Origin of the sequence: Shewanella sp., from assembly GCF_048265805.1 — a bacterium.
Classification (GTDB): Bacteria; Pseudomonadota; Gammaproteobacteria; order Enterobacterales; family Shewanellaceae; genus Shewanella.
On record NZ_JBLXAT010000008.1, the window covers coordinates 16,004 to 35,251 of the forward strand.

General features: G+C 47.5%; 13 protein-coding genes and 1 pseudogene. 4 read left to right on the forward strand and 10 right to left on the reverse strand.

Translation table 11 applies throughout. The features are described 5' to 3' along the window. Positions 1 to 180 precede the first annotated feature (180 nt). The gene (locus tag ACN0TT_RS07430) at positions 181 to 1,401 is read right to left on the reverse strand and encodes a multidrug effflux MFS transporter (RefSeq protein WP_417761513.1); all 1,221 of its coding nucleotides are present in this window, start codon (positions 1,399 to 1,401) and stop codon (positions 181 to 183) included. Between the two features lie 292 nt (positions 1,402 to 1,693). Here ACN0TT_RS07430 and ACN0TT_RS07435 point away from each other — a divergent pair, with 292 nt between their 5' ends. Then, positions 1,694 to 2,905, forward strand: coding sequence for a GNAT family N-acetyltransferase (locus ACN0TT_RS07435; protein ID WP_417761514.1), 1,212 nt, complete (start codon positions 1,694 to 1,696; stop codon positions 2,903 to 2,905). A gap of 152 nt (positions 2,906 to 3,057) precedes the next feature. Further along, on the forward strand, positions 3,058 to 3,528 hold the full coding sequence (locus ACN0TT_RS07440) for a CreA family protein (RefSeq protein ID WP_417761515.1): 471 nt from the start codon (positions 3,058 to 3,060) through the stop codon (positions 3,526 to 3,528). Positions 3,529 to 3,668: 140 nt separating this feature from the next. Here ACN0TT_RS07440 and ACN0TT_RS07445 read toward each other — a convergent pair whose 3' ends face one another. The 8 genes and pseudogenes from ACN0TT_RS07445 to ppk1 all read right to left on the reverse strand — a co-directional run bounded on the left by ACN0TT_RS07445 (position 3,669) and on the right by ppk1 (position 15,017). Beyond that, positions 3,669 to 5,201, reverse strand: coding sequence for a carboxylesterase/lipase family protein (locus ACN0TT_RS07445; protein ID WP_417761516.1), 1,533 nt, complete (start codon positions 5,199 to 5,201; stop codon positions 3,669 to 3,671). A gap of 86 nt (positions 5,202 to 5,287) precedes the next feature. Beyond that, positions 5,288 to 5,923, reverse strand: a complete 636-nt coding sequence (locus ACN0TT_RS07450) for a LysE family translocator (protein WP_417761517.1) — start codon at positions 5,921 to 5,923, stop codon at positions 5,288 to 5,290. Positions 5,924 to 5,957: 34 nt separating this feature from the next. Continuing rightward, positions 5,958 to 6,654 (reverse strand): annotated as a pseudogene (locus ACN0TT_RS07455) (aspartate/glutamate racemase family protein). Positions 6,655 to 6,757: 103 nt separating this feature from the next. Next, complete coding sequence (locus ACN0TT_RS07460) at positions 6,758 to 7,063, reverse strand: hypothetical protein (protein ID WP_417761518.1); 306 nt, start codon at positions 7,061 to 7,063, stop codon at positions 6,758 to 6,760. A gap of 257 nt (positions 7,064 to 7,320) precedes the next feature. Continuing rightward, positions 7,321 to 7,521, reverse strand: a complete 201-nt coding sequence (locus ACN0TT_RS07465; protein ID WP_417761519.1) for a hypothetical protein — start codon at positions 7,519 to 7,521, stop codon at positions 7,321 to 7,323. Positions 7,522 to 7,810: 289 nt separating this feature from the next. Next, on the reverse strand, positions 7,811 to 10,663 hold the full coding sequence (locus tag ACN0TT_RS07470) for a TonB-dependent receptor plug domain-containing protein (RefSeq protein ID WP_417761520.1): 2,853 nt from the start codon (positions 10,661 to 10,663) through the stop codon (positions 7,811 to 7,813). Positions 10,664 to 11,412: 749 nt separating this feature from the next. Further along, the gene (locus ACN0TT_RS07475; RefSeq protein WP_417761628.1) at positions 11,413 to 12,861 is read right to left on the reverse strand and encodes an exopolyphosphatase; all 1,449 of its coding nucleotides are present in this window, start codon (positions 12,859 to 12,861) and stop codon (positions 11,413 to 11,415) included. Between the two features lie 32 nt (positions 12,862 to 12,893). Further along, on the reverse strand, positions 12,894 to 15,017 hold the full coding sequence (ppk1, locus tag ACN0TT_RS07480) for a polyphosphate kinase 1 (RefSeq protein ID WP_417761521.1): 2,124 nt from the start codon (positions 15,015 to 15,017) through the stop codon (positions 12,894 to 12,896). A 438-nt stretch (positions 15,018 to 15,455) separates the two neighbouring features. On the opposite strand from ppk1, the gene ACN0TT_RS07485 reads away from it, so the two are divergent. Continuing rightward, positions 15,456 to 17,399: a hypothetical protein gene (locus tag ACN0TT_RS07485; protein WP_417761522.1), complete on the forward strand. Its 1,944-nt coding sequence runs from the start codon at positions 15,456 to 15,458 to the stop codon at positions 17,397 to 17,399. Positions 17,400 to 17,430: 31 nt separating this feature from the next. Further along, entirely contained in the window at positions 17,431 to 17,751 is a 321-nt protein-coding gene (locus ACN0TT_RS07490; RefSeq protein ID WP_417761523.1) for a heavy metal-binding domain-containing protein, read from the forward strand. Between the two features lie 22 nt (positions 17,752 to 17,773). Here ACN0TT_RS07490 and ACN0TT_RS07495 read toward each other — a convergent pair whose 3' ends face one another. After that, positions 17,774 to 19,186 carry an MFS transporter gene (locus ACN0TT_RS07495; RefSeq protein ID WP_417761524.1) on the reverse strand — a complete coding sequence of 471 codons (1,413 nt, stop codon included), beginning with the start codon at positions 19,184 to 19,186 and terminating at the stop codon, positions 17,774 to 17,776. Positions 19,187 to 19,248 lie beyond the last annotated feature (62 nt).

Below are 19,248 nucleotides of genomic sequence, written 5' to 3' on the forward strand. Positions count from 1 at the left end.
CTGAACTCAGTGCATTGAGCGCAACCCTGTAAGGTTGTGAGTCCTTGTCTGTCGTTGAGACAGGCATCCATCTTATGAAAATTTGTTCGAGATGCAAGCAGTTAACGAATGAATAACAAATTAACCGCTTAAAATTTGCGCTAAAAAACAGCCACCGCTGATGGTGGCTGTGAGGAAAGGTTAATTGCGCGTGGGGCGCCATGTACCGGGGAAGGTAAATAACTGGCAGATGCCGACACCGGTAATCGCTAAAAACATCAATAAACAGAATGGGATAGCTGTGCCAGTATAGAAGAACGCCAGAATCGGCCCAGCCAGAGCCCCAATGCCAAAGCGCAGCGTACCAATTACCGCCGTCGCGGTGCCGGTCTCTTGTTTGAATTTCATCAAAACAATGGCATCGCTGTTGACGGACATGATGCCGAGAGACGCCATCAACGGGACTAACAGCACGATGGTGAAGTGATAATCCAGCCCCAGCATGTTCACCGCCAGTAAGGCGGCGCTAAACACGGTGGCACTGACGGTTGCTAATGCCAACATCTTGCGCGAACCATGCTTAACCACAATACGAGAATTCAGCAGGTTGGCGAGTGCGAGCGCTCCCACGTTAAGACCAAACAGCAATGCAAATGTGTGCTGGCTTAGCTGGAACACCTCCATATACACGAATGGCGACGCGGTGAGGTAACTAAAAAAGGCGAAAGCGCACAGTAAACCGCTGCCCAAGTAGGGTTTAACTCCAGCGGTGGAAAATACCACACCGTAGTTACGTAAAAACGACTTTTGACTGCGCTCACTGGTGTCGCGATCGGAAGGCATGCGCAGCTTGAACGCAACCAGCACAAACAGTAGTGCCGCATAACTGCACAATAAAAAGAAAATCAGCTGCCAATAGCCTAAACCTAAAATAATACTGCCGATGGTAGGTGCCGCTAACGGCGCAATCATCATAATCAAGCTGACATAAGACATGCCTTTCGCGGTATTTTCACCATAAATCTCTTTCACATAGCCGGGCACCACCACTGTTGCCGCCGAGCCGAGAAATGCTTGCACAAAACGCAGCAACATAAACAGCGTTAGGCTAGTGGAAAGCGCTAATCCCAAGGTTGTGATGGCGAACCCTGCCAAACCAATAAGCACCAAAGGTCGCCGGCCAATACGATCTGCCAGCGGCCCAAATGTCAGCATACCCATCGAATAACCCGCCAGATAGACGCTGAGTGACTGTTGTACTTGGGTCACATTGGTATGAAAGCTATCGGCAATCACTGACATTGCTGGTAGATACATATCAATCGTCAGCGGAGTAATCGCCATAATTGCCGCTAACATTGGCAGCAGCAGATACAGGGGTAACGCAGCGGGAAATGGGGTTCCCTTGGTCGTTATTGTCAAAATAACCTCATAAAAACAAGGTGAATAAGGAGTGCGTAATGTTCTTGTGGCGCATAGTAACTAGCGTGTGACTCTGTGCCAATAACCGATTGCGTAATTGTTTGTAACTAAGTCATTGTGCACGGCTTTCGTTTCTCCGCTCAGGCGTGTTCAACCAGTGGGTGAACATCAATAATAGTTTAGTCATCTCAATGAGGTAGCGATAGCGTGCAAGCATCTGTTACGGCTGGACTCCATGGCCTGAAACGGGTAGTTTTAAAATCCTGTGATAGCAGTAGAAGGTTATGTCGCCGTGCGTGAGAGTGGATGGAGTTGGCAACTGGTTAACGATATCAGCCAGATCGATGCCGCGACTTGGGATGAGCTGATGCAGCCCGATACGCCATTTAATCGCCATAGCTTTTTACTCGCTTTGGAGCAAAGTCGCTGTGTCAGCCTTGATGCTGGCTGGCAGCCTCTGCATCTGGTGTTGTTGCACAATGAGCAACCCGTCGCGTTGATGCCGTTGTATCGCAAACGACATTCTTACGGTGAATATGTGTTTGATTGGGCGTGGGCTGATGCTTATGACCAATATCAACTGGCCTATTATCCCAAGTTAGTTAGCGCCATACCGTTTACCCCCGCTACTGGCGCGCGGTTGGGAATTAAAGCAGGAATTGAGCGGTCAACCGTATTTAGCTTGGTCACGCAAGTGTTGCAAAACGAGCTGGCAGAGCATTCGAGCTGGCATGGTCTTTTTATGACTGAGGCGGAATCGCAGGAATGGCAACATAGCAGCCAACAACCCGCCGTACTGAGTGCGTCAGCCGAAGCACCTACACATCAAGCGCAATTATTGCCGCGGCAAGGCTGCCAGTATCATTGGCATAATCGGCAGTATCAGTCATTTGATGATTTCCTCGCGCAGTTAACCTCATCTAAACGCAAAAATATTCGCAAAGAGCGGCGCCAAGTAGCGGAGTGGGATTATCGTTGGCGCAGTGGCGGTGAGATCAGCGCTACGGTGTGGCAGCGCTTTTTTCTGTGCTATCGCATGACCTACTTAAAACGTTCCGGCCATGGTGGCTATCTCAATCAAGCGTTCTTTCAATCGCTGTCTGAGTTGATGGCGGATAGCGTGAAATTGTTGTTGGTGTGCACCCATGGCGATAGTGATGAACAAGCTGTAGCTTGTGCTCTGTATTTCCACGCCCCAGCTAGCGATACCTTGTATGGCCGCTATTGGGGCTGCCTAGAAGAGTACGACGGTTTGCATTTTGAAACCTGTTATTACCGTGGTATCGATTATTGTATTGAACATCAATTGGCCTGCTTTAATGCGGGCGCGCAAGGCGAACACAAGGTACTACGTGGGTTCGAACCGGTGAAAACTTACTCGTGGCATATGATCGCCGAGCCGGCATTTGAGCGAGCTATCAAGCAGTTTTGCCAAGATGAAATGCTGCAAAATCAACATTACATGGACCAGCTGTGGCAGGCGTTGCCTTATAAACAGCGCTAACTGGTATTACTCTATGTCTGCCAATTTCCAGCGCTACGTGAGTATTGAAGCGGCCACGGCAACCATTGCGATGCAAAAGCTGGGATGATTACACTAACGCTTATTGCTTGCGCTAAGAGCGCATCACGGCCAGCCACTAAATGAGGATATGTATGAGCTATAAACTCTGGAGCGTACCATTACTGTTATTGACGTTAGCAGGCTGCGGTGACGATGTTGGTAAAGTCAGCCTTGGTTGGTTTACCACCAAAGATGTGGTGGTTGATGCCGTCACAGACCCGAAAATTGCCGGGGTAACCTGTCACATTAGCCGCATTGAGGCCAATTTAGATTTGGCCGACCCATCTGATATGAGCATTGCATGTCGACAAACGGGTGAGATAAGTGCTGCGGATATCGCCAATATCGATAAGAGTAAGTCGGGCGAGGTGGTATTTAAGGAATCGCTGAGTATTTTATTCAAGAGTCTCAAGGTGCGGCGTATTTACGATGCCGAACATCAAACCTTGATTTACCTGTCGTACTCCACCAAAGAAACGAACGGCAGCCACAAGCATTCATTATCAACGGTGCCCTTGTGGGGGACTAAAGCTTGGCAACAACCTGCTATTAAAGTGGAGTAGACCCCCAGGGGCTGTTGACCTTTGCTGGTTGTTTTTGCTGCTTGCCCTCGTGAGATAAAAAACAGCAGCTCTTTGGCTGCTGTTTTTTGTTGTGACGCTTAACACTTCCACCTCAAGCGTGGGCTGAGCCTTAGCGGTTGTTACTGCTCAGCAAGTTCGCTAATCAAATCGAGTTGTGCTTGCTGCGGATCTACCACACTACCAATGTGCGCGGCACCTTCTGGGGCGACCCACAAAATCTGGTCAGTTTGAGCGTTATATTGTTGCCATTGCGGTAATTTATCACCATTTGGGTTACCCGTTTTGGCAAAGTTTACCCAATATTGCAGCAGAGTATCGGCGACTTGCTGATCGGCTGGGGTGACTTTATCGCCGTAGGCGGCATCAATGGTGTTAAACACAAATGGAATATCGCTGGCGTGCAACGCTCCGGGCCATTCGCCTTGATTGGCACTAGCGACATAGCCAAAGCGGAACTGCCATACTGGTAAGTCATTGGCGGCAAAGGTACGCGCGACATAACGGGCTGGTTCAATCATCGCTTGTTGGGTCGCAATTTGGCCTGCCAGAGCCATCGGCGGCAGTTGGGCTGGGTACGCTTTATCTGCTGCGTTTGCTTTAGCGCCAAACACTGCTAATGCGTCTTCACGTGTCTCTACTTTACGGTTTACAAAACCGATATCGGCGTCGGTAGCTCCGACCATCAACGGCATACGGGCAAATGCGCCTTTGCTGTATGACGTCGTTAAAGGTTGCTCGATGACTTGGCCATCAATCATCGGGCCGCTATAGGTTGCGGCATTTTGTGGCAGGTTAAACAGGCCTAAGTTGCCCACTAGTTGGTCAGCGGGGAGGGCGCGTAATTTGGCTAATGCCGCCTCATCGGAGCCTTCAATGCCGACTGACTTAGCAAAGGTTTCGCCCTGTTGTTTTGCTTGTTGCCAGCTTTCTAGCCCCAGCATGACATCTCGACCACCGCCAGATTGGATAATGGCTCGGTTAAACAGATCTCGTCCGAAACGGCTGGTAAGCAAAATATTCACCGACATGCCGCCAGCGGATTCACCAAACACCGTCACATTACGCGGGTCGCCGCCAAACTGGATAATATTGTCTTGCACCCAGCGCAGCGCTTTGATCTGATCCATCAGACCATAGTTACCTTTGAACAGGTTGCCTTCTAACGCCGAATGGGCAAAAAAGCCAAGTCGTCCCATACGATAATCAAAGCTCACCAAAATCACCCCAGCCTTAGCGAACTCTTGGCCGTGATAAACATCGGTTGCGGCACTGTCCATCACAAAACCACCACCATGGATCCATACCATCACTGGCAATGGGCCTTTGGCATTGTTGGGGCGCCAGATATTCATGGTGAGACAGTCTTCGCTGAATTCACGAATAAAGCCTTTCACCGGCGCTTGCATACAAGACGGACCAAACTCGGTCGTTTGCTTGATGCCGCGCCAAGGTTTGGCCGACAACGGACGCTGCCAGCGCAACTCGCCTAATGGCGGTCTAGCGTAGGGAATACCAAGAAAGGTATCGACATTGTTTTCGCTAAAGCCCTGAATTCGACCCGCTTGAGTTTGCACAATTGGGCCATTTTGGGCAGCGGCTGATAGTTGAAAAAATACCGCACAAAGGGCAATCACCCCATGTAAAAGTTTCATAAACGCCTCTTAATGAGTCTGTTTGTGGTTGGGCAGCAAAGGCAAATGCGCGAAGAATTGCTGCTTGAGTTAAAGCTGTACTGTGACTAACTGCGGCTGGCTAACGCCAATTTAATACCGAGCGAGATAAACAGCGTGCCGAGCACTTTATTGAGTATCGTGCTAATTTTGCCATTACTTTTGATTTTTTGGCGAGCAATTGCTGTCAGTCCTACCAGAATATGGCAATAAATCAGGCTGTTGACACAGAATATCAGCCCTAAGGCGATAAATGCGAGTGCCTTATTGCTCGCGTCGTGCGCAATAAACTGTGGCACAAAGGCTAAGAAAAACAGCGCAACTTTGGGGTTAAGTGCGTTGGTCATGAACCCTTGTAGATACATTTGTCGATAGTTTTGCGCAAGGTTTGCCGCAGGAGCCGATGCATCGCTAGCTGCCTTACTCAGTAACGCTTTTACCCCCATATAGATAAGGTAAGCGCCGCCAGCAATCTTAATCACAGTAAAAGCCAACGCCGAGCTAGCGAGTAGCGCAGATAAGCCAAGTGCGGCGGCAATAATGTGCACAAACATGCCACTACAGATACCGATAGCGGTCACGCTGCCAGCCCGCCAACCGCGGGCTCCCGTCTTGGCCATAATTAGCAGTGAGTCTGGCCCTGGGGCGAGATTAAGTAGAAAACCTGACAGAATAAATAACGGCAGATCATGAATACCAAACATCTTATCGTCCTTAATGTTATCGCAATGGTGGCCTTTATTCGCTCAGCGCAAACGCTACCGCACTGGCGGCGTGAATCGCGGTGCTATCCAACAAAGGCGTATTGTGGTCTTGCTGCTGTATCAACATGCCTATTTCGGTACAGCCAAGAATAATGGCCTCAGCACCATCAGCCGTGAGTTGATCCACTATCCGTAGGTAACGCTGTTTTGAAGCAGGGTTGATGTTACCTAGACAAAGTTCTTGGTAAATCACACGATGGATTTCATCCCGCTGCGCGGCGGCAGGGACGATGACCTCAATGCCGAATTTGTCTTGTAGCCGCTGTTTATAAAATGGCTGCTCCATGGTAAACGCAGTGCCAAGCAGAGCGACCTTTTTGAAGCCTCGTTGTTGAATTTCGATGCCTGTAGCATCGGCAATATGGAGTAGCGGGATGGCTAGCTGCACTTCAATCTCATCAGCTAATTTGTGCATGGTGTTAGTGCAAATGACTAACGCGTCTGCACCAGCCGCTTGTACTTGCTGCGCAGCGTTTATCAAAATGTGACCAAGCTGCCGCCAATCGTCTTGGTGCTGCAAGCTCAGCAATGGGGGCAAAATCGACACTGACCATTGCGACTTTGGCAGAATGCAGTCCGCCAAGCTGTTGTTTTATACCTTCGTTGAGCAGTTGGTAGTAGTGTTGGGTACTTTCCCAGCTCATTCCTCCGAGTAAACCTATGGTTTTCATGTGCTTGGCCCTTAAAAATGTTGCGACAATGGTCGGGCGACTATCTTGACATGAATCGGGGAGCACGTCATGGCGTGATTGAAAAGATGATTGTGGGAGAAGGTCAACCTCGTGGTTGCAGTAGGCTGAGCCATTTATCAGTATCGGCGATGATGAATTGGTAGGTCTCGCCACTATTAAGCTCGATTTCGAGCGCGCTCTGTAATTGATTGGTAATGGTTTGTTCACGAAGGATGTTGTGTCGAACGCTGCGAATTTGTTCTCGTTCGAGGCAATAGGGGCCAAATCCTACCTGTTTATTCAGCGGTTCAAAGGTTAACTGCTTGCTGTTGATGGACAATCTGCCATCAGAGCGTGCCACTCCGACTTGAATGGTAGCAAGGGCACTGCAGGCATTAGTAATCTCCATAATCAACATTCCTTGTTGGGTTTCGGCGATGAAACACTATAAAACTAGACTTTTACGCCATGACCCGCCAGTTTTCAAGGTTTATACCTTAGGAGAATAGGGCTGTAACATGCCGGACAAATATTGTTCATATATTGTCTGCAAACATGACCGTTGTAGTGGTATATATTCAGCAAACCTGAATTAAGGCAGGATGTGTTAGCGGGCGTAAGCCCTCATTTTAACGGCGTTCATCGGCGCCTATAGGCGATGTTGAACTACTCGCCGTCGATGAGTTCGCACGGAATGGTGCCTAAATAAAAGTAGTAACCTGCCGGCCCCAAGATAAAACTCAACAGCGTCCAACTTGACCGTGTTTTCTGATCTATAACTGACGTCGAGTTCAAGGCTTTCCAAGCAAACACCAGATGTAATACCGCTAAGGTGGTAACACCAACAAACAGTGTAATATCAAACATAATGCCATCCATGATTCAATTAAGTCAGAGTCAACAACTGTAGCTGCTATTGTATGAACTTTACCGTTTAATTATTTGATATAACTCAAAATAACCTCATGGTTAATAAGATGTAAATGATAGATGTGATATTGCTCAAACGTTTGCTGCTATTTTAGGCAATTCACTTAGACAAACAGGAAATTTATGTTAGGGCGATGACGCAATAAAAAACACCAACCATAACAAGATCATGGTTGGTGTTTGATGTTTACACAGCGCTATTTAACACAAGCGTTTACGCCATAAATTAGAAGCTAAAGCTGGCAGAGGTGTAGAAGTAACGGCCAACGTTATCGTACATGGCGGTATATTCATCGGTACCGATAGTGCCGTAAGGCAATGCCTTGTCGAACACGTTGTCTATGCCAAATTTAATACCTAAGCCGTTATCGAATTTATAGCCGATAGCCATTTCACTGATAACGTAAGTGCCGTAATCTAGCAGATTGCTTGGGTTGGCATTACGCGCAAAATCTTGTGCACTGTATGTATCAACTTTTTCAAGATAACGGGTGCGCCAAGTAGCTTCCCAGTTATCACGGTCATATTTCAGGCGCAAGTTACCTTGCCAGCTAGGCAAGCCTTTCGTTCCTGCCAAATCTTCGTAACTGCTTGCATCATCTTGGAAGCTAAATTCACGATTACGGATCAGTTTTGTCGCAATCAAATTAGTGCTCAACGTCCCGCCCGCTATATCAAACGAATAGCTTAAGTCGAAATCTACACCCGCCGCTTCCAATTTAGCCAAGTTTAATGATTGTACTTGGATATTGGTGATTTGATGGCTGGTAGGATCACGAGTGATCAAGGAACAATATTGGTTGTTTACACCCGTTTCTGAATCTAAACACTTGTCGACGATATCTTGGGCAGCAATGCTGCTGATGGCATCGTCAATGGTTATATTCCAGTAGTCTACTGTCAGGGCTAGGTTATCGATAAAGTTAGGTTGATATACCAAACCCAAGGTGACACTTTTAGATTTTTCAGGATCAAGATCGCGGTTACCGCTACTTACACCTTCAAGTGACTTGTCATCGTAGTTGGAGTTAAAGTTGGCTGGTACGCCCAAGGCGGCACAGTTAGCTGCACGAGTACTGGAGTCATCCAAATCGTTGAGGTTATCCAAACGGCATGAGTCGTTGATACGGAAAAAGTTTTGGCTTGCGGCACCATAGAGTTCACTGATGTTAGGAGCACGAATCGCACGAGCATAGGTACTACGCATACGCAGTTCGTCGTTAATTTCCCAGCTTAAACCGGCTTTCCAAGTAGTGGCATCACCAATGGTGCTGTAGTCGGCATAACGACCCGCAAGGTCCAAATCCAGTTGGCGGATTAATGGCAAGTCAGACAGCAGTGGAATCGATAGCTCAGCAAACACTTCTTTGACATTGAATGAACCCACATCGTTGCCCATGACGTTAAAGAAGGTTTCTTTATCAAAATCTGGCTCTTTGGTTTCGCTTTCTTCTTTGCGGTATTCAACACCTGCCGAGAAGCCAACGTAACCTGCTGGCAGTTCAAACAACGCAGAGTTAGACAGGCTGCCACTCAGAACCGTTTGTTTGATGGTAGACGTACCAGTGAGATCGACATTGATGTAGTCAATCGCGGCTTGGCTAGGTGCACCAAAACCGAAGATATTGATCGGGGTACAACCTTCTGCGCGCGCGGCCTCGCTGCGGCATACTGCATTACCATCGGCATCGCGTACCGAGTCCAGTGCGTTGGTGTAATTGTCGTAGATCAAGTTATTTTTGTTGGTGCGTTCTAGGTCAGTTTGACCATAAATGGCGTAGACATCGTAATCCCAATCATCGCCAATCAAGCCTTTAGCGCCCAGCACATAGCGTTGGGTTTCACGGGTGTCGTCTTCAATACGTAGACCAGTATCGGTCATGAAACGGTTAACGACCAATGAGTCAACGTTTTGTGCTTGCATCAAATCACGTAGTTCAGGGGTAACGAATGCGTTGTCAATAGATACAGTATTGGTTGGATCACCAAAGAAGAACGCAGGTTGGAATTCACTGGTAGCTTCTGTGCGAGAGTATTTCGCTTCAAAGTAGATGCTATCTTCGGTAGTAATGTCGAAGTTACTCTTGAAGTTCAGGTTGTAACGGTCAAATTTTGGTTGCAGCTCGTTGAATTGGTTTAGGTTAATAGAGTCACAATCAGTACAGTAGTTGCTGTATTGATTGCTGCCTAAATCAACACGAGAGAATGAACCGTCGCGGTTAAAGCGCTTCCAACCATCTAAGTTGAAACGACCATCGTTGCCCATGGTGTAATAACCAGAATTCGCAGTACGGATGTAATCTGGGTTATTTGGGTTGTTATCATCTACGCGGCCAGGGGCATTATTGGCCATGCTGGCGTATGACGTTTTAGTCGCATCACGGTCCATTGCCCACAGGTCATTCTGACCTGAGTATTCCGCTGCAAACGCCACATTACCACGGCCATTAGCAATGTCTTGGCCGTAAGAGATCGAGAACCGCTTTTTGTTGAAATCAGAGTCATCAGCAGTACCGATAGAGGCGTTGATATCTAAACCGGTGATGTTTTTCTTCAGAATGAAGTTCACCACACCCGTTACGGCGTCAGCACCATAAATGGCGGAGGCACCACCGGTAATAATCTCTACTCGTTCAATCCACGCACTTGGAATGGTGTTTACGTCAACTGCAGAAGTACCTGCTTGGCTTGATACGTGGCGTTTACCGTTTACCAGTACCAATGTACGTGATGTGCCTAAGTTACGCAGATCCAGAATGTTCAGACCAGCAGTACCAATTGAGCTGCCACCGGAGTTTGCCAGTGACATGGTGCTGCCTAGCGCTGGCAGTTGGTTCAATGCTTCACCAATGTTGGTGACACCGCTACCTAATAGTTCGTCGCCAGTGACCATAGTGACTGGTGTCGGGGCATAAGCGTTTTCACGCGCAATACGTGAGCCAGTGACTTCAATTCGTTCGTAAGACTGTTGGTTATTATTTGCTGTTGCTTCATCAGCAGCAATTGCAGATGTTGATAGTGCTGCAGTGCCTAATAAAGACACAGCAATTACGTCTGCTAGACGAGATTTACTCGGCATATTCTCCCTCATAATTATTATTTGAATCAGTTTGCCTGATTTATAAATATCCTGAACTTGGATAGGTAAAAATGAAAAGAGAGGAATATAACACTCAAGGTTTAAATTTCAACGTGGCAATGTTCACTCATGCTGATACTTAAGTGATGGGTACGTTCACTTATTGAATAGGTTTTTCATTGATGCTAGAGATAAAGTTCTGTTTGAATATTCGATTGTATGTTGCGAGTTTATATTAAAGTGATTAACAATTGATTTGATTATGTATAAATATGGTTTTAAATTGTTTAGGTGTTTTGTGTTTGTTTCTTTTTTTGTGGGTTTTTATTCATATTTTAACCAAGTTGAAACACTATGCGTTTTGATTAATCTTTTGATTATTAACAGCTAATTTCGATAAGTGCGAATTGACTTGTCCGTTGCCAAATAGATGGTTTTGATGCTGTTTCTAGGTAAGTTAATGTTTTTCAAAAAGCTTAGTTAGTATTGGTAATGGTTGTTCTAATTTTTGTTTTAAAGGATTTTCATATTAGCTTGAATATAATTCATGATGTGCTGTTGTACTTCAATTTATGCAATTAGTGACGTTAATCACAATTGAACTGTGAATGATGGTGAGTATTTGGCAGATGCGTGGTTATTAAATAAGCATGTTAATGTAAGTAATAACTACCTCTATGGAAGTAGCTATTGTTTAATAACGTCTTGCTGATATGGGTAATAATGCGGCGCTAATATATTTTTTAGCGTTAAATAAAACTAAAGTTGAGCTTAATATTTAAGCTGTTTAACTGTCTCTGTTCGCGTTGTAGATCTTTTACAAATAGACTAAAACGATGGCGCGGCTCGGCAAAGGTTAGCGATATCTCGTTAGCGGCAGCCGTGACTTTGGCAATGGATAATCGGCCAGAAACCCTGCCCAAATTTAATAATACCGCCAACCTAATTAAACAGATCAAGCGCTCGGTAGTGAGCTTCAGTGGCGCTTCTAATTGGTTGATACGCTCGACATCGAGCTTTTTGCGCTGATTGCCAATCAGCAGCGCCAGCATCTGCTGTTGCGCCTCACCAAATCCCGGTAAATCACTGTTGGCAATAATATAGGCACCATGTTTGTGATGAGCTCGCGAATTAATATGAATGCCAATCTCATGCAATATCGCACTGTAGGTGAGCGTACGTTGCCAATGCTGCAGTTGCCATGTTTCGGCAACTGCATTGAACAGGTGCAGCAGGGTCAAGCGTACTTTCTCGGCATGAGGTAAATCGACGTGATATAGCTGGGCTAAGCTGTCTACCGTGCGTTGACGAATATCACTGTAGGTTTCAATCCCTGCCATTTCATACAACACCCCCTCACGCAGCGCGCCGTTGGCAAAGGTGAGCGAGCTAATGGGTAAACGGCGGAAAAAGCTGGTAAGAATAGCTAAACCTGCCGCTAATAGATGGGTGCGTTTCTTCTCAACGTTGTCGAGCACTATGTTGTCGACGTGGCCCCAATTGATGAGCTGCTGCCTTAGTTGCTTTAAGCGGGGCAAGGTGATCAGTTCATCACCGTGAAACTGTAGCATCGCTTCACAGATCGCTTTGACGCTACCAGAGCTGCCTAAGGTAAGTTCCCAGTCACCAGTAAAATACTCTTTAGAGAGTGAGGCAAACTGTTTATCTGCCGCAGACATCGCTTGTTTGAAGGCCTCCGTAGTGAGTGCGCCTCCGGCAAAAAACTTCTGATTGTAGCTAACACAACCACACCGAAGGCTAGACAGCCGTGTAGCGTTGGTGCGATTACCTAAAACCACTTCCGTTGAGCCGCCACCGATATCAATCACAATGTTTTTGGCGGCTAACACCTGACTATGCACAATGCCGTTGTAGATTAAACGTGCTTCTTCATGTCCGGACACAACTTCAATCGGGTAGGGCAGGATCTCATAGGCGGCGCGAATAAACTGCTCGCGATTTCTCGCCACACGTAGTGTGTGGGTTGCTACCAAGCGCACTCTTGGCCCAGGTACGGCAGAAAAACGTTGTTTAAAGTCGCGCAGGCAAGCAAGACCGCGCTCAATCGCTTCACTACTTAAGATGTTGTCGTCATTTAAGCCATCCGCCAATTGCACTAACTGCTTCTCTTTGTGCAGAAGCTGAATGCTGCCGTCTTGCTCGCGGGCAATCACCAAATGAAAGCTATTTGATCCCATATCTACGGCAACAAAGTGTTTTGACGAATCGCTCAAGATTGCACTCCTGACACGCTCTCTTCTGCAGAAGTGGCGCTTATTAGCTGTTGTTGAAATTTCTTCTCAGCGTTGGCTAGATATTGATACACCGCCATTTGCGAGCGCACCTTGCGCTTGTTGCCGCGAGATTTATAGAGGTTACCTTGTTCTTTGTTTATAATACGCGCCTTGGTATTGTCCGCAAACTGCAGCGCGAGGATATCCATCAATAACGCTTTTAGCGCAGGGTCATACACGGGGGCACTGACTTCCACGCGGTTGTCGATATTGCGGCTCATCCAATCGGCAGAGCAGAGAAACAGCTTATTTTCACCGCCAGCGTAAAACAACATAATGCGCGAATGTTCTAAAAAACGGTCAACGATACTGTATACCGCAATGTTGTCGCTGACACCGGGAATATCGGGTAGCAGGCAACACATGCCTCGGATCAGTAGCTTAATTTTAACGCCAGCCGCAGAGGCTTGATACAGCTTCTGAATGAGCACTTCATCAACCAAGTTATTAAGTTTTAGTGTGATCGCGGCTTTTTTACCAATATTCGCTTGGGCGATTTCGGCATCAATTAACCGTTCGAGCTCGGGGCGAACATTCACAGGCGATACAATTAAGTGTTTAAAATCAAAGCGCTTATAGGGGTGTTGAATAAATTCGAATACTTGACCGATTTCGCTACAAATCTCTTGGTTAGCGGTAAATAGCGACACATCGGTATAGACCTTGGCGGTGCTCTCGTTGAAGTTGCCGGAGCCAACATGACCATACAACTGAATGCCTTGCGGCTCCTCACGGCCAATCAAACACAGTTTTGAATGCACTTTTAAGCTTGGAATACCGTAATGCACCGTGACGCCGGCCTCAGCCAATTCTCGACTCCACTCAATGTTATTCATCTCATCGAAGCGTGCCCGCAGCTCCACAATGGCCGTCACCTGCTTGCCGTTTTTCACCGCGTCTATCAGTGACTGAATAATGCGAGACTTCTTTGCTACGCGATAAATATTCAGCTTAATGAAGCGCACTTTCGGATCGTACGCTGCTTGGCGTACTAACTCGGTAAAGTGGGAGAACTTATGGTACGGGTAGTGCACCAGAATATCGCGGTGCTGAATCGCATCGAACTTATTCGGAAAGTGTTTAAAGATGGCGCAATCGAGCGCCTCAATCTTCTTATTTACGAGGTGCTTACGACCAGGGTTAGGAAAACCGATAAAATCTTTAAAGCTGTGATAACGGCCACCGGGAATAATACACTCGGTATTGGAGATTTTGAGATGGGTCGTCAACATGGCCAGCATGTGCTCAGGCATTTCACGGTCATACACGAGACGTACGGGTTCCGCTGTTAACCGTTGCTTGAGGCCGATAGTCAGCTTTTCCAGTTGGCTTTGTTCCAACTCGTCAGTGAGATTGAATTCAGCATCTCGGGTAAATTTCATCGAAAATGCTTCGATATGGTCATATTCAAAAAATGGTGCGAACAACTCATCAACGCAGTGTCTGATGATGTTATCGAGCAAAATAAGATGTTTTTTGAGTTTCGATTTTTCTGGTGGTAGTTGAATAAAGCGTTCAACATTTTTTGTCGGGACTTCTACCAGCGCATACTGTTTTCTCTCTGGCGTAAATAAGCACACTACCAAGTAGGTGGAGTTATCATTGATGTGTTTGATCAGGTCGGTATTGTTGTGGATGATCAGCGGTGCAATATGGCGTTTAAGATGATCGCGAAAATAGGCGCGCAGCCAATGACTTTGGAAATCACTCAGTTGCTGCTCATTGATCAGATAGATGTTGCGCCGTGCCAGCTCCCGCATCAGCTCGCTGTAAATGGCGTCAAAACGTTCCTGCAGTAAGACCACCTTGGTTTGGATCTTGGCCATCAAGTGCTTACTGAGGTTACGGCCTTCTTGCAGTGTTGACAGCAACATAGAACGCCGCACAGCGGCCACCCTGACGCGGAAAAATTCATCCATGTTACTGGAGTAAATTCCCAAAAAACGTACCCGCTCGACTAACGGCACGGAATTATCAGCCGCTTCCTGCAATACTCTTTCATTGAACGATAACCACGATAGCTCTTTATCGATGGAAAACTTTTCGGACGATGGAGACACAGATAAATTCCTTGAATACTGAGTACATGAAACGCCGCCGAGCATTGGCTTGTCACAAGGCAAGCTAAGCACTCGCCGCCTCAAAAAGCAATAAGCATACAGCGCAGAATGGTTAATTTACTTGGTGTATAACATCAAGTTATCGCCGTAGCAGACTAGCAGTGGTTTGTGAAGCCGATATGACAAAAGCGGTGTTTGTGACAGATTTATGTCTTGCCGATGACAACGATATTCAATGTTACATTTTGGTTGTCAGTTAGTGGTAAGGTTATGATGTTAAAGCTAAGTAAGGTGCGAATAAATCCAGAGTGTCGCGAAGACTTGCTCGCACCTTACCTTGTGCACCACGCTTAGCGAAAATTGAGGAAATGGTGCAATGTAGCTGTCGCATCGGATTGTTTAAACATAGGTCACGCAGATTATTTAAGGAGATAACGCTTGAACTATAAGCGAGTAGGGGGCGGTATTGCGGTGATGGTGCTAGGCGCAATAGCGTGGTTATGGTGGTATGAACGTCCTACATCAAGTGCCGCCAACGAACAGACTATCACTAGCCATTCTCCTACAGCGTTCCCAGATGAACAGCTGGCGGCTGCTGAGCCCAGAGTTGCTGTTCCCCAAGCATCCACCGCTAAAGTATTAGCTGAGCAGTGTTGGCAGGCATTAGATCAACAGCAGCAAATACCGGATCCAACTGCCGGCAAGTTGTTTACAGTGCTCATTGATGCGCTAAACAATGGTGCCTCGGTGCAGCAACTGGTGCTACAAACTCCCAGCGAGGAATCGGGCACTTACTTACGTCAGTTGATGTTTGCCCAACGTTTTCAAGCGTACAACGAGCTGGGGTATGCCAACGAAATCACTGAGGTGGATGAAAGCGATGCGCAACTCTCGGAATACTTTAAGTCACTGCCCGAAAAAGAGCGTTTAATGGCGCAGATGGAGCAAGTGGCAGATAAAAAATTTCAGCAGGTGGTACAGCGAATTGAACCGCTTTTGTCACTTGATACGCAGCAGTTTGATGAGCAGCTAGCCGACGTGCAGCTGTCGAGCGGTGATTTCGTCAGCATGATGCTGCGTGGCAGTGTTCCGCCAGATAAATTGGCCGTGTTGTTAGACCGTATTCCTGCCGAGCAGCTTGCGGCTCAGCCATTAGTGACCAACTTTATGAGCACGACGCCCTTTTTTAATATCGCTGACTATGCGGCATACACCTTAGATGTGCCCTTGCTAGCGTTGTTAGCACAACATGGCGTAGTACCGACACAGATTGACGGACTCGTGGGGCCAATTGAGCGAGCGCTTTCTCATCGCCGTTGGGGTGAGAACGATGCTGATAACACCTTAGCCGCAGTGCAGTATTTAGTGGAAAACGGCTACAAAATTGCCAGCACTACTGATGAAACTGGCGAGAAAATGGGCTCACGTGTATTTGATATTGCTTGGGTGGCACTCGATGAGCGGGTTAAAAATTATCTGCTCAGCCAACATGCCACTATGCCAGCGTTGGCTGAGCCAGCCACGATGTCAGACGAGGTCATCTCTGACATTATTGCCGAGCGTAGCGCTTTACGACAACAGTATGCTGATAACTTTGCCCACTGCCGCAGCCTCGATGCAGACCTTTTGAGTGCGGAACTGTTGTGGTCGCCTGAACAAACGAACGAGCAAATCAAGCGTTTGAAGGAGCAATATCAAGGGGAGGCACTACTCGATGCGCTACAGAATCGAGAACCGCAATCAGTGAGTATCTTCCGGGAAAGTTTTGCGCACACGCCGCTGAAACCATCGCATTATCGTGAGCTTCGGCAAGCCATGCTTCAACAAGACAGCGTTACAGCGCTAGCGGAATTATTACAAAATACCTCGTTGGATGCGGCAGATACCAGCATTATGCTGATGCAACTGCCCCATAATCCGGAGTTGATACCCTATTGGAATAGTCGTGTCGAACCTGTGGCACCATCCAGCATCCGTGCCATTGATGGTGTTTCAGCCACACTGTTGCGCGATATGATTGAACAAGGCTTTGACTTGCACCAGACGGATGAGAATAACGTCAATCTATACAGCGTGTTTTTTGAATCAGCGCCAGAGCTGGTTGAGCTGTTACTGCAAGCGCGTGTCGATCCATTCAGTAACCGTTATGGCCCAGATGCGCTGGATTACGCGCTCGACAAAAGTTATATCGATGGTCAGCTATTTCCTGGCACGGCGGAGATCTTACGAGCCTGTGTATCGCTAGAACCCAATCATCAGCGTCGCTTCGCGCGATTAAAGCAGTTTCGTCCAGATATCTATCAGCAGTTGCTGGCGATCGATCCCGCACTGCAAGTGAGCGATGAGATTAAGCCCAATAACTTGCTGAGCGTGAGACGCTAACAAGGTTTTTATTATCGTCATGGAGGTGTAAATGAAACTATCAACAACCGCGGAAATTGCCGGTTTTCATGTAACTGAAACACTTGGCATCGCTACGGGCAATGTGGTACGTAGCAAACATATCGGCCGCGATATTATGGCGGGGTTAAAAACCATCATCGGTGGCGAGATTGTCGGCTATACCGAAATGCTTACCGAAGCGCGGCAGGTAGCCATTGACCGTATGCTCGACAACGCCAAGGCGCAGGGCGCCGATGCGGTGATTAATGTGCGCTTTACCACTAGCGCCATCATGCAAGGCATGTCGGAGATGCTTGCCTATGGCACGGCCGTTAAATTAGTTCGCGCTTAATATCTTTTCTGCTAATCGGCGGCTATTTTTGCCGCCGTTTCAACACGCTAGCACCGGCATTAGCGGGTAGACAGGCGCAATCAATAATTGCCAATAGCGCAATACCAGCGATAAACCACATAGATAAGGCGAAATCTGCGGCTGATGCCGTGGCGCTACTGCTGCCGTTCAATAAACTTGCGAGTGACAAACTCAGCGCACCAACCGCAATACCTGCACCAAAATTCATCTGCATAATCACCGCTTGCAGGGTATTGGCATTAGCCATTTGCGGTTGAGGTATATCGGCAAAGCCGATCGTATTCATCGCCGTAAAGTGCATCGAGCGGTTCATGCCACTGATAAATAGCAACGTGGCAATCAGCCATTTTGGTGTGGCGGCGCTGATATAGGCCATGGCAACAAAGCCGAGCACCACCATCAAACCATTTATGACCAACACGTTTTTAAAGCCAAAGCGATTCATAATGGCCGTTGTTGCAGGTTTCATGGCGAGGTTGCCAGCGAATAACCACAACAGCAGGGCGCCGGAAGTTACGGCGCTGAAGCCAAATGCCACTTGAAACATTAACGGCAGCAGAAATGGCACTGACGAGATAGCGATACGGAACAGTGACCCGCCAACAATCGATACCCGAAATGTGCGCACGGCAATGGGCGCGAGATTAAATAGTGGCTGCGCGGCTTGACGCAGATGTTTGACCGTCAGGGCCAACAACAGCAAACCGCTTACTATGAGTAACAGCGCTAGCCCCAAGGAAATATCATCGCGGCTACTGAACTCAATACCGGTCATTACCTGCCCAAAACCTAGGCCACTGAGTACAAAGCCTTTGATATCAAATCCCTTATCAGACCGCTCAGTATTAGGGATGAGGTGCCACGCCGCTAACAACGCGAGTACACTCAGCGGTATGTTAAGCAAAAATATCCAGTGCCAACTCCAGTGACTCGCAATCCAACCGCCTAATACGGGTCCTATCAACGGAGCTACTAGCGCTGGCCATGTCAGAATTGCGATAGCGCGCACCATCTCCGATTTTGGCGTGTCGCGTAGCACCACCAAACGGCCAACTGGCACCATCATCGCTCCGCCCATGCCCTGTAAAATACGCGCGAGGGTAAATTGGGTCAGATCTTGGCAAAGGGCGCACAGCACCGACGCCACAGCAAATACGATAATTGACCCTGCAAATACATAGCGTGCGCCAAAACGGTCGGTAGCCCAGCCGCTCAGAGGAATAAACACTGTCATAGCAATCAGATAGGCTGAAACGCCTAATGATAGGTGCGCAGGCGCGGTGGCAAAGTCGGCTGCAATGGCAGGCAGGGCGGTAGTTATGACAGTGGCATCTAGAATTTGCATAAACATAGCTCCTGCCACAAGCAAAGCTACAGCGGTACGGCGATCAATGGTTATCATCTTGCCCAACATACTTCAGGGACGACACCCAACCAACACTCACTGAGCGATGAACAGGCTATCAATCAATAGCC